This is a genomic window from Flavobacterium arcticum, from assembly GCF_003344925.1.
Taxonomy (GTDB): domain Bacteria; phylum Bacteroidota; class Bacteroidia; order Flavobacteriales; family Flavobacteriaceae; genus Flavobacterium; species Flavobacterium arcticum.
Genome location: NZ_CP031188.1, coordinates 1,929,281 through 1,942,127 on the forward strand (window position 1 = coordinate 1,929,281; position 12,847 = coordinate 1,942,127).

Consider the following 12,847-nt stretch of genomic DNA (forward strand, 5'->3'; position numbering starts at 1 on the left):
TATCTTTGCTGTAACCAAAAACCATTTAAATTATGACGTTAATCAAATCGATATCAGGTATCAGAGGTACAATAGGCGGAAAAACAGGAGATAATCTTACACCTGTAGATGCTGTTAAATTTGCTTCTGCTTACGGTACTTGGTTAAAACAACATTCTGGTAAAGAAAAATTAACTGTAGTTATAGGTCGCGATGCTCGTATATCAGGACCAATGATTCACAACCTTGTACAAAATACCTTAGTAGGACTAGGTATTAATATTATAGACCTAGGTCTTTCTACTACACCAACTGTAGAGGTTGCAGTACCGCTTGAAAAAGCAGATGGAGGTATTATATTAACAGCAAGCCACAACCCAAAACAATGGAATGCACTAAAACTACTTAATGAAAAAGGAGAGTTTTTAAGCGGTGCAGATGGTGCAAAAATTCTTGAAATTGCAGAGGCAGAAGCTTTTGATTTTTCGGATGTAGATAACTTGGGAGAGGTTACTGTGAATGATGCCTATATGGATATTCATATTGATGAGGTACTTAACCTACCATTAGTAGATGCCGAAGCGGTTAAAAAAGCAGGCTTTAAAGTAGTAGTAGATGGAGTTAACTCATCGGGAGGTATTATTATACCAAGATTGTTGGAGCAAATGGGAGTAGAGGTAGTAGAGTTATACTGTGAGCCAAACGGACATTTTCCTCATAATCCTGAACCGCTAAAAGAACATCTTACAGATATATGTGAACTTGTAGTAAAAGAAAAAGCTGATTTTGGTATTGTAGTTGACCCTGATGTAGATCGTTTGGCATTTATATCAGAAGATGGTGAGATGTTTGGCGAAGAATATACTCTTGTAGCTTGCGCTGATTATGTGTTGAGTAAAACTCCTGGTAATACAGTGTCTAATATGTCATCATCAAGAGCATTGCGTGATATTACCGAAAAGCATAATGGGAGCTACGAAGCAAGTGCTGTAGGCGAAGTAAATGTGGTTACACTTATGAAGCAGAATAATGCTATAATAGGCGGAGAAGGTAATGGTGGTATTATATACCCTGAGTTACACTATGGTCGTGATTCACTAGTGGGTGTAGCTTTATTCTTAACGTATCTTGCTGAAAATAATATTAAATCGGTAGCGGCATTGCGAGCTTCTTACCCACAGTATTATATGAGCAAGAACAAAATTGAGTTAACACCACAGATAGATGTTGATGCAATATTAAAAGGTATGGAGGCTAAGTATGCTAATGAAGAGGTATCTACTGTAGATGGTGTTAAGATTGATTTTGCTGAGGAGTGGGTACATTTAAGAAAATCGAATACAGAGCCTATAATTCGTATTTATACCGAAGCACAAACGCAACAAAAAGCAGATGCGCTTGCCGAGCGTATTATTAAAGAAATAAAAGAAGTAGCAGGAATATAAGCGCTACGCTATACTATAAAAATAAAAAATGCCGAAGTAATTACACTTTGGCATTTTTTATTTTTCTTTAAACCATCTGTAATACCACATACCTATATATTCATGTAGTGCTTTCTCAGTATATCTTATTTTTGATGTTGAAGGCCACCAATTGTATAAAACAGTGTCTGGGCCTTTTTTTATTTGGAAATCGGTAGGTGCTGCTATGGGGTGTAACCCTTGTTTTTTAAAGGTTTCCATAGCACGTGGCATATGCGATGCGCTAGTAACCAGTATGAATTTTTTTTTAGTACCAAACCTTTTTTTAAACTCAATAGCTTCATTCCATGTGGTAACAGGCTTAGTAAGCATAATAGTATCTTTTGCTTGCACGCCAAGTGATAATGCTGCTTTTGCCATTACCTCTGCCTGCGACGGTTTATTCTTTTTACTTGAGTAGCCAGATACTATTATTGTAGTATTCCCCATTTTTGTATAAAGACGTACACCTTCTGCAAGTCTATTTAGGCCTACATCAGACAGTTTGTTTATGTCTGGTAAATTATCATCGTTAGTATTACCACCACCTAATATCATTACAGGTAACTTTTTATCAATTTTAATTGAGGTATGCTGTTGCTCTAAACTCTTCATTAAATAAATAGGAAGTGGTGATACACTAAACAAAAACATATCTAAAAAAGCGAGTATTAAAAATACTCGTGTTGCTTTTTTACGTTTTAGCTTATATAATAAGAATGCAACTACTATTGCTATCCAGAATAGGGTTATAGGACTTAGAAGTCTATCCATTATTGTTTTTTGTTAGGGTAGTGTAAAAGTAAAAAAAAATCCTGCCGGTTAAGGCAGGATTAAAATTAAAACTAAAATCACAAAATACTATTTAACGATTAACTTTTTAACGATGCCTTCGGATGTCTTAATAATGTACATACCAGAAGCCATTTTAGTAGTGTTTATAGTTAATGCTTGTTTTTCTGAATGTATCAGTTTACCATTAAGGTCATATACGTCAATATCGGCAACACGGTTAAAGTAAACTAGACCATCAGTAGCAGGGTTAGGGAATATTGCAAATGTTTTAGGTGCATTTACAAACTCTGTAGCACTAAGGTTAGTAGTATCTACTTCAAATATAGTAAGTGTTCCACTTATTTCATTAGCAACAACAACATAATTCTTATCGTTAGGACTGTCTTCGCTGCTTATGAAAGTAATACCTTCTGGTGCATGATCGCCTTCGAAAGCTGATGTACTTCTGTTATTTTTATAATCTACAAATATAGGAGCGGTAGGGTCTGTAACATCATAAACCATTACACCACCTACTCTTTCAAGACCGATGAATGCAAAAGTATGATCTCCGATAGTTGCGATAGTAACACCTTCTGGTTCTGGTCCTTTAGCACGGCTTCTTCCTTTAAGCTCATTATCTTCGTTATCTGCATTAAATATTGCACTAAAGTTAGGATCGTTAGCAATATACATTTCAAAATCGTCACCACTATCAAATACTATTTCTTTAGTATCTGCATTAAATATAGAGAATGAGCGTGAACCTAAACAATACATTTGGTCAAAGTCAGTATCATCATCTGTATTACCGTTAACGTTAGTTACACGCATTCTTCCTGCATTAAAACTATTTTTAAGCATAGCAGATTGCGGGTATGCAGTAGCATCTAACATATAATCATCACTACCTATAGTAGTTCTTTCTTCAAAGTCACCATATTCTTTTTCATCTCCTTCGTTAGCTGTAATGATATAGTTAACTCCGTCTACACTATAGGTCGCTATAGCATCAGGAGTATAGTAAGCTTGTATAGGCCAGTTAGCAATAAGTATCTCGCCATTCTCATCTGATATATCAAAACCATTACCCACAGCACTCATGTCTTTAGTTCCTAAAGCCCATATATCTGTAACAGTATTGTTTGTTAGGTTTACCTCTGCAATGGCATTACTTTCTTGTAGTGCTATCCATGCTTTTTGAGAATCGGCGCTTACAGCAACATATTCTGGCTCCATATCCTGAGATAATGTACTTGTAGGAATTACTTTTCTTACACCTGCGGCTATTAGAGTAGCTTCGTTTGCATTAAATGATGTAAAATCTAATGTGGTAACATTAGCATTCGTTAATGTAGCGGCACCGCCTGTTATATCTATAATACTTACAGAACCCTCTGGATCGTTTGTTGTGTAGTCAGAACTTGGTTGTCCTTCATCAGCAGTAATTACTTTAGTTCCGTCAGGAGTAAAAGTAATATTATCAGGAAGTGAACCAACAGTTACCTGGCTGATAAAAGTACCATCAGTATCAAAGAATACTACAGATCCGTTAAGTTGTTCGTCTGCATTTGGAGATGCTACAGCAATAACACCATTTTTAACAGCAACACAAGTTATACCCCCGTAAGTGTTCATGTCTATTGAACTTACTACAGATGGTGACTCAGGGTTAGAGAAATCTATAATGTCAAGGAAACCAGCAGCAGCACTAGTTGTAAACAATCTTTGGCTATCAGCATCATATACTACTATTTCGCAAGTACTTGTACCTGCACCCGATGGATCGAAGCTGCCTACATATTGTAGTTCTATACTTTGGTTTGGTTGTGGTGCCATACGGTCGTTATCCTTAATGTATATGGTAGCAAATGTTTCTCCAGTAAGTGTTACACCAGTAGCATTTTCAAGACTTAGTACAAAATATTCTGCATGTTGCTCTTCTTCAGTATCATCTATAACAGGTATTGTTATAGTTTGTGTTAAGGTACTTGTACCTGTAAAGTTAAGCGTAGTAGTTGTATAAGTAAAGTCGTTAGTATCAGCAGTACTAAAAGGTGCAGTTTTTACAACAAGATCAACCGAAGCTGTACTAGGGTTTGTAAGGTTAAGTGTTACATTTACAGTACCTGCATCTTCATTTACAACGATAAAATCAGATTCAAAAGATAGTTCAGTAGTATAAGCAAAGTCATAAGTATATGCACATGCCATTGCTATTCCTACATTATCTTCAACATTGTTTATAGTAAGTTCATATTCAATGTTACTATCAAAAGCTGTTGTATAATTAAGTGTTACTGTGTTGCCATCTAAAACAGCAGTATCTAAACCGTCTATACCTGTATAGTTGGTTACTGTAGTAGCAGATGTAGCGTTAAGTAAGTTATTAAAAGTAATTACTATAGTAGTACTGTTAACTACAGTTATGTTTTGTACTGTTGGAGCGCTAGGAAAAGCCCATGTTGGCCATGTTTGCGAAGGTGTTCCAGCATCAGTACCTACCCAGTTAGCAGGGTTAAGTATAGCTGCTCTTAATTCAGTAATAGTACCCTCCTGTATTCCGTTATAGTATGCGTTTACTGTGTTACCCTCAACATTGTCTGGAGCAGTAGAAAGGTTTACTGAACTAACCCCATCAACAAGACCAGCAGGTATCATAGATTCACTTCCGCTACAGCTAGTATTATCTGCTAACCAAGCATTAGAAGACATTGCTGTAATATAATTTGGTGTTGCAGCACTACCAGTGTAAACAATTACTTGATCGCCACCAGAACTAAGACCAAAACTATTACCTGTTACTGAACCAAGATTAGAAACCATTTCTGAAGTTTGTATAGTAATTACTGAACCTGCTGGTACACATTGTGTAGCAGTCCACATAATAGCTTCTTCACACTGTGGTTGTGTATTACTTGTGTATTTAGAATCTGTAAGGTATATAAAAGTACCCTCGGAAATATCAACAGAAGTAACAAGAGCAATTTCGTCTTCGGCATCAGAAGCATTCATTCTATAACCTACAAAAGCCATATCTCCTGTAGAGAATTCTGTTTGTTCGGCTATTGTAGTGAAAATTATACCCTCTGTATCTATAACAACATTATTACTCATATCTTCAACCATATTACCTAAAAGTGCAACATAGTATTGTTGATTATTTATTAAGTCACTACTTGGTATAATAGTAATTGTATTGTCAGCAAATGTTGTTGTAAACGGTACAGTTGCACCATCAGCATCATTTAAACGTAGCTCTACAAGCGATGCTGCATTAGCATCTGTTATAACTGAATCGTCTATAAGACGTACATCTTCGTTAAAAACAATTTGAGGAGTTGTAGTAATTGCTAAAAAATTACTCTCATTAGCAGGAGTAAATACTGCAAGAGGTGCAGTAACATCTTCTACACCATCTATAAGGGTACCCATTACAGTAAGATTGTCAAATCTGTTATTACCACTATCTCCTGCTGCATTGTCACCGCCAAAGTCTATTTTGAAAATAAAATCGGCATTGTTTTCTACGTCTTCAATGGCCGAAAAATCAACCGTTACAAGACTGTAATCTTCAGTAGGGAAAAAAGTAGTTGTTGCAAGTCCTGCATTAGTGTAGTTAATACCACCATCAACGCTATAGCTATAGTACTGTTCTGTAGCGCCAGATCCTGTTCTTTTTACTGCAAATGATACTTCTACATTTTCATAACTTGTAGTAGGGAAAGCAATAACAAGCGAACGAGTATTACTTGGGTTTCTTGGGCGAAGCCCGTTTCCTGCAGGATCACCATTTTGAGCGTTAAGGATATCTCCTGATACATCATCCATATAACCATCTCCTGTTCCAGGATATGTTATTTGTGGAGTTCCTGCTACTATAGAGTAGTCAGCAGCAACCATTTCAACCGTGCCATCTACGGCATTAAAATTCCAATAGTGCATAAGGTCTTGCGCACTCGAAACAAATGTTACCATGCATAAAGCGAGTAACATTAGTGTTTTTTTAGTGTAGTTGTTTAACATGATTATGTAGTTTATTTATAATAGCTACAAATCTCTATCTCTCAAGTTAATTAATTGTGACTTAAAAATAACGACTATATTACTATCTCTTTGTATTGTGTTGGTTAAATGTAAATTTAGCAATTAATGTTTTACAATTATGTAACCTCAATAGTGTGTTTTTATACAGTATAGTAATAGTTAGCTGCTATTAAGGGTGGGTTAAAAAAGAAGAAGCGACTAATAGCCGCTTCTTCTTTTTAAGATATGATAATATAATTATTTATATGGCATTTACTATAGCAAGAAAATCATCTGCTTTTAGAGCAGCTCCGCCTATAAGTCCACCGTCAACATCTGGTTTAGAGAATATTTCGTTAGCATTATTAGGTTTTACACTACCACCATATAATATAGATGTTTCTTCGGCTACTTTTTCGCTAATAGTGTCTTTTATAAGTGTACGTATAAAAGCATGCATTTCTTGTGCTTGTTCTGGCGATGCCGTTTCGCCTGTACCTATTGCCCAAACTGGTTCATAAGCAAGTACTATATTAGCCCATTGGTTTTCATCAATGTGAAATAGCCCTTCTTTTAACTGTGACTCTACTACATTAAAATGATTACCCGATTGTCTGTCGGCAAGCTCTTCACCAAAACAAAATATAATAGTAACATTATGTTTTAGGGCAGTATTTACTTTTTCGGCAAGTAGGCTGTTTGTTTCACCAAAGTAGGCTCTTCTTTCCGAGTGTCCTAAAATTACAGTATTTACATTAATACCTTTAAGCATGTCTACAGATATCTCTCCTGTATAAGCACCGCTTTCGGCTTGATGCATATTTTGTGCTGCAACAATAATGTTACTTCCTGCAACCTGCTTTACAGCAGCTTGTAAGTTTATAAACGTAGGTGCTACAACAATTTTTGTTTCAGTTTTTTCAGGTCTTTTAGCTAATAACTCTTCTAGTAATGCCGAAGTTTGTTTACTGTCATTATTCATTTTCCAGTTTCCGGCAACAATTTTTTTTCTCATTATTGTATCGTTTTTAATGTGGCAATTAGTTCTTCGTTATCAGCATTTTTAGCATAGTAAAAAGCAATATTACTTTCTTTATCTACAAGCATGTATCGCGGTATCCAATCTAGTTCAATAGATTCACTAAACGTTCCGCCTTTCCATGCAGAACCTATAAGGTAATGTTCGCCTTTAGCTTCATATTTTTCAATTCCTTTTTTCCAAGACTCAGGTGTTTTATCATACGATAAAAATAAGTAAACGGCATTAGGAAATTTCCCTTGCAGCTCATGCACTTTTGGCATACCCTTAACGCAGTCAGGACACCATGATGCCCATACATCTATAACGATTGGGTTTCCTTTATACTTCTCAAGTATTTCTTTAAACTGCATTTCAGTACCATCTAAGGCTGTCATTGTATCATTAAGAGCTGCTTCGGTAAAAGTAGTAGGGGTTTCTTTTTTCTCTTCCTTACAAGCTGTAAAAGCTAATAGAATTAAGGGTAATAAAAGTATCTTTTTCATATTTTATTTAATTGTTGTAAAACAAATTTACAATAACTCAACTAATAAACTAATATACATGCTCTATAATGAGAGGTTAAAATGATGATATTTTTCACTCACACGTTTTCGTAATTATGTTTTAGGTTGAGTTTTTTTATTTTGTATATATTCTGAGGTGAAGCGTAGAGGTAATAAAACTAAATAAGTATTATAAAAAATATTATTCTAGTCGTATTTTCGGATCGAGCCAAGCATATATAATATCTACTAGAATATTAATAATTACAAATGTGGTAGCAATTACTAGAACTGCTCCCATTATTACAGGTAAGTCGAGTGTGTTAAGTGCTTCGACAACCTCTTTGCCTAAGCCATTCCACCCGAAGATATACTCTACAAAAACAGCTCCTGCAAGCATAGAGGCAAACCAACCTGATATAGCTGTAACTACAGGGTTAAGTGCATTTTTAAGCGCGTGTTTTCTTATAATGCGGATTTCACTAAGTCCTTTAGCTCTTGCGGTACGGATGTAGTCTTGCCCCATAACTTCTAGCAATGAGTTTCGCATAAGTTGTATAACAACCCCTAGCGGGCGTATGCCCAATACTATAGCGGGTAGTATAAGGTTTTTCCATTGTATGTATGTTCCCTCGCCAAAATCATCAACTTCATACAGGCTACCTGTCATGTTTAAATGGGTGTACTTGTGTAGTAAAAAACCAAATACCCATGCAAATAGTATAGCTGCAAAAAAGGAGGGAAGGCTCATGCCTAATGTACTCACGAGGGCAATCATTCTGTCAAGCCAAGTATCTTTATTAAGTGCCGATACAATACCTAAAAATATCCCGATGATAATAGCAATTATAATGGCACTAAATGCTAGCACTATAGTGTTGGGTAATGTATCGCCAATTACCTGTGTTACCGCTTTACCACTTTTCTGGAAACTCTCACGCAGGTAAGGTGTTTTAAGTACAGTAGTTGTACCGCCAGTTGTAAACAGTTTTACAGCATTATATTTCCCTTCCGATAAGTAAGTATAATCATCTTGGTCAGTACTATGAAAAGAGATAGGCGATAAGTCGTTTAAGTAGTACAGGTACTGTGTAGTTACTGGCTTATCAAAGCCATATTTTTTCTTAATGATAGCAAGCTGTTCGCTGTTCTCATTTTGATCGAGCATCATTCGTGCTGGGTCGCCAGGTAGTACTGTAAACAAAAAGAATATGACCGTTACTACCCCAAAGAGTGTAAGTAGTGCATATCCTGTTTTGTATAATAAGTACTTTAGCAAATGGGTTTTATTTACTTATTTCAGAGTAAGGCTTATCTAAAAGTTCAATTAACTCTTCGGCAACAAAGTGTCTTTCATTAATACCATCCCAGTCTTTAATAATGTTACCATTCCATAGGTAAACTACCCCTGGAGTATCTTTAGTATCATCTAATATTTTCCAAAAACCAAGTATATCAACTATCTGATATGGGTATTCGGCGCCTGCAAATTCAAAAAACTCAGGAATAAGGTCGGCTTCTTCATCCATAAAAATAATACGGATTTCAGGAAAGTTTGGGTCTTTACTTTTTAGTTCAGTCAGCTCTTTAGCAGTATCTCTACAATGCTCACATCCTGGGGCAAAAAGAGCAACAATTTTTTTACCTTTATCAATATTAGGGAAATATTGCGCGTAAGCCGATTGTATTGGGGCAGGAGCATCGCCTGTGGAAACAGCAACTTCTGCTTCTAATGTTTCTTGAGTTATAGTACTCGTAGCTGCACTTTGCGGACGTATAGGCGCTAACATAAACACGCTTAGTATAGCTGCAAAAGTTACTGTAGTAAGTATCCAGAAATTTTTTCTGTCACGACTGTGTTTTAATAATCGAGATAGATATACTAATAGTAGTACAGCTACTACATTTTTTATAATAGCCTCTATAGGTGTCATAGGTAGGAGGCTGCCAAAACAACCACAGTTACCACTTGTACCGCCATTTTGAATAGTATCTATAGTAAGGTGTATAGTAAATACTAAAAGCATTAGTATTGTTGCAGGAATAACGATACGTTTTAAAAAGTGCGGTTGTAGTATCAATAACCCTAATGCTAGTTCTAGTCCTATTAAAGTTCTTGAGAAATATGGGGCAAAACTTTCAGAAAAGCCTAGTACATACAGTTGCTTAACCTCAAATGTGGTAATAGCAAAGTAAGGTGATGGATACATTTTGGCTACTGCCGAAATGATAAACAAAAAGGCTATAACGATTCTTAGTATTACAAGTAGATATTTCTTCATGACTTTTGTTTTAATCTAAAATTTTATCAAATATAAAACTTATGGTAGTTTCAATTTGTTAATGAACTGTTATTGCGCAAACCCCATGTGGATTAATGCGAATACAGCATAGTTAATCATATCCTGATAGTTCGCGTCTATTCCCTCAGATACTAAAGTTTTACCCTTATTATCTTCTATTTGTTTTACACGGAGTATTTTTTGAAGAATCAGGTCAGTTAAAGAGCTTACTCTCATATCGCGCCATGCCTCGCCATAGTCATGGTTCTTAGCTTCCATTAACGATTTGGTAAGCTGTATTTTTTCGTCATACAGTTTTGTAGCTTCCTCTGCATTAAGGTCGGGTTGAACCGCAATACCTTTATCCAACTGGATAAGTGCCATTATAGAGTAGTTAATAATGCCGATAAACTCACCTGTTTCATCTTCATCCACTTTACGAATATCATTTTCCTGAAGGCTACGAATGCGTTGTGCTTTTATAAAAATCTGGTCGGTAAGCGATGGCAGTCGCAATATGCGCCATGCACTTCCGTAATCTTTCATTTTGTTAGTGTACAGTTCCCTGCATACGGCTATAACACTGTCATATTCGGCTGATGTATTACTCATTTAAGTAGTATCTTTGTATGAAAATTCAAATGTAGTAAAAAACACCCCAATCCCAAAGGGGCAATGCTAAAATAGACGTTATGCTCATCAATTGCAAAGGCACACTTATAGACCTCTCTCAACCCAAAATAATGGGTATATTAAACTGTACACCCGATTCGTTTTATGATGGTGGTAAGTATAAAAATGAGAATGAATTTTTACATCAGGCAGAGCGTTTATTAAACGAAGGAGCTGATTTTATAGATATTGGTGCGTACTCCTCTAAGCCTAATGCTGAATTTGTGAGTACTACCGAAGAATTACAGCGTATAGTACCTGTAGTGGAATTACTATTGAAACATTTTCCTGACACACTTATCTCTATAGATACTTTTCGGGCTGAGGTGGCAAAAGCTTGTGTAGAAGTAGGAGCAAGTATAATAAATGATATTTCGGCGGGACTACTTGATGATAAAATGCTCGAAATCGTAGGGCAATTAAAAGTACCCTACATAATGATGCATATGCGTGGTACACCGCAAACCATGACAAAGCTCACGCAATATGATGATATTGTAAAAGAAATGTTGTTTTATTTTTCGCAACGTATTGAAGCTGCACGAAGTTACGGTATTGACGATATAATTATCGATCCTGGGTTTGGTTTTGCTAAAACATTAGAACAGAACTATGAGGTACTGCAAAAAATGGAATTGTTTAAAATGATAGAGTTACCCATATTAGCAGGCGTATCACGAAAATCGATGATATATAAATTACTCGGTATAACACCACAAGAAGCCCTTAATGGTACTACTGTTCTAAATACTGTAGCATTAACCAAAGGTGCTACTATACTGCGTGTACACGATGTAAAGGAAGCGGTTGAGATGATTAAAATATTTAGACAACTGGATGTTTAAAAGTAAATCTATTATCTTTTATTGATGATGATAGGGCTCATTTCTCAATATCGTAAAAGCCCTATATACCTGCTCAATAAAAAATAAGCGTACCATTTGATGTGAAAATGTCATTGCTGATAATGATATTTTCCCTTGTGCTTTGCTATATATGGCATCCGAAAAGCCATAAGGACCTCCAATAACAAAAACAAGTGTTTTTATACCAGAGTTCATCTTTTTTTGCAATTCTTCGGAAAAACCTACACTACTGAAATTTTTACCGTTTTCATCTAATAAGACCAATTGGTCAGTAGGGGAGAGTTTACCTAAAATAAGATCGCCTTCTTTTTCTTTTTGTTGTGCTTCGCTAAGGTTTTTTACATTTTTAATGTCGGGGATAATCTCCAAATCAAACTTTACATAAAACGACAATCGCTTCATATAATCGTCTATAAGTGTTTGCAGTGCTTTATTGTCGGTTTTGCCTATGGCAAGAAGTTTAATGTTCATTAGTTAATAGAATCTTTACAGGGAGTAATGTTTAGCTTATTTAATCCTCTACGAAATTTCTCTGCAATATATATTTTTCCACTACTACTGCTACCTGTACTATTGATGTGATTTTTGTAAAGGATTTTTTCTAAACTATCAACATTTGTAGTACATATAGTAATATCATCAGAAAAAGAAAAATCATCAAATCTTATATCTCTATAATATTCAATTTCATTTCTTATTTGTTCAATGTACATAATGTTGCTTTCAGATAACCAGTCCAATTTTAATGTTTCGTTTAGTCTTTCAAGAGCTTTATCTTTATGTCCGGCATATGTTTCTAACATAGCATGACCTGTTAAGGGCATAAGGTCATATTCATCTTCTATATCAGATGCGCCTATGGGTTCAGCTGTTTTATATGCTTTTTGGAAATTTAATTTCGCTGATTTATAATCTTTTTTTAATGCATATATAGCAGCTTTCGTTTGATAATAAAAAACAGATTTTTTATCCTCTACAGGTAGTTCTTCTAAAGTTTCAAAAGCCTTTTTAAAATCTTTTTGTTCAACATAAATACCAATTATATAAGATAGGTAATTTAAGTTTTTACTATTAATTTTAAAAGCCTCCTTATATTTTTCAAGAGCTTTTTCTTTTTCTCCTGACAAAGAATACTCCATACCTTCTTTACTGAGTTTTTGTGCTTTTTTTATATCAGTGTCAGATATTTTATTTTGATTACAACTTGTTAGAAAAAAACACAGTAACATCAATTTTAATAATCTTTTTATCATTGCGTAAT

General features: G+C 35.2%; 11 protein-coding genes. 2 read left to right on the top strand and 9 right to left on the bottom strand.

What is annotated here, in order from left to right; genetic code table 11:
- Positions 1–32 precede the first annotated feature (32 nt).
- Complete coding sequence (gene glmM, locus DVK85_RS08695) at positions 33–1,424, top strand: phosphoglucosamine mutase (protein ID WP_114678059.1); 1,392 nt, start codon at positions 33–35, stop codon at positions 1,422–1,424.
- A 57-nt stretch (positions 1,425–1,481) separates the two neighbouring features.
- On the opposite strand, the gene DVK85_RS08700 is transcribed toward glmM, so the two are convergent.
- The 7 genes from DVK85_RS08700 to DVK85_RS08730 all read right to left on the bottom strand — a co-directional run bounded on the left by DVK85_RS08700 (position 1,482) and on the right by DVK85_RS08730 (position 10,660).
- Positions 1,482–2,216, bottom strand: coding sequence for a YdcF family protein (locus DVK85_RS08700; protein WP_114678060.1), 735 nt, complete (start codon positions 2,214–2,216; stop codon positions 1,482–1,484).
- An 87-nt stretch (positions 2,217–2,303) separates the two neighbouring features.
- Entirely contained in the window at positions 2,304–6,242 is a 3,939-nt protein-coding gene (locus DVK85_RS08705; RefSeq protein WP_114678061.1) for a choice-of-anchor I family protein, read from the bottom strand.
- Positions 6,243–6,504: 262 nt separating this feature from the next.
- On the bottom strand, positions 6,505–7,257 hold the full coding sequence (gene tpiA, locus DVK85_RS08710; protein ID WP_114678062.1) for a triose-phosphate isomerase: 753 nt from the start codon (positions 7,255–7,257) through the stop codon (positions 6,505–6,507).
- Positions 7,257–7,766: a TlpA family protein disulfide reductase gene (locus DVK85_RS08715; RefSeq protein WP_114678063.1), complete on the bottom strand. Its 510-nt coding sequence runs from the start codon at positions 7,764–7,766 to the stop codon at positions 7,257–7,259. Before DVK85_RS08715 ends, tpiA begins: the two co-directional genes overlap by 1 nt.
- 202 nt (positions 7,767–7,968) lie before the next feature.
- Positions 7,969–9,045 (bottom strand): ABC transporter permease, encoded by a 1,077-nt coding sequence (locus tag DVK85_RS08720; RefSeq protein ID WP_114678064.1) that lies wholly within the window; start codon positions 9,043–9,045, stop codon positions 7,969–7,971.
- A 7-nt stretch (positions 9,046–9,052) separates the two neighbouring features.
- Complete coding sequence (locus DVK85_RS08725) at positions 9,053–10,048, bottom strand: MauE/DoxX family redox-associated membrane protein (protein ID WP_114678065.1); 996 nt, start codon at positions 10,046–10,048, stop codon at positions 9,053–9,055.
- A gap of 69 nt (positions 10,049–10,117) precedes the next feature.
- A complete protein-coding gene (locus tag DVK85_RS08730; protein ID WP_114678066.1) occupies positions 10,118–10,660 on the bottom strand; it encodes a DUF1599 domain-containing protein in 543 nt (180 codons plus the stop codon).
- Between the two features lie 80 nt (positions 10,661–10,740).
- Between DVK85_RS08730 and folP the strand changes: the two genes are divergently transcribed.
- Positions 10,741–11,565, top strand: coding sequence for a dihydropteroate synthase (gene folP, locus DVK85_RS08735; RefSeq protein ID WP_114678067.1), 825 nt, complete (start codon positions 10,741–10,743; stop codon positions 11,563–11,565).
- 18 nt (positions 11,566–11,583) lie between these two features.
- Here folP and rlmH read toward each other — a convergent pair whose 3' ends face one another.
- Both rlmH and DVK85_RS08745 read right to left on the bottom strand, forming a co-directional pair.
- Positions 11,584–12,057 (bottom strand): 23S rRNA (pseudouridine(1915)-N(3))-methyltransferase RlmH, encoded by a 474-nt coding sequence (gene rlmH / locus DVK85_RS08740; RefSeq protein ID WP_114678068.1) that lies wholly within the window; start codon positions 12,055–12,057, stop codon positions 11,584–11,586.
- Complete coding sequence (locus tag DVK85_RS08745) at positions 12,057–12,839, bottom strand: tetratricopeptide repeat protein (protein WP_114678069.1); 783 nt, start codon at positions 12,837–12,839, stop codon at positions 12,057–12,059. The genes rlmH and DVK85_RS08745 overlap by 1 nt, the downstream gene beginning before the upstream one ends.
- Positions 12,840–12,847 lie beyond the last annotated feature (8 nt).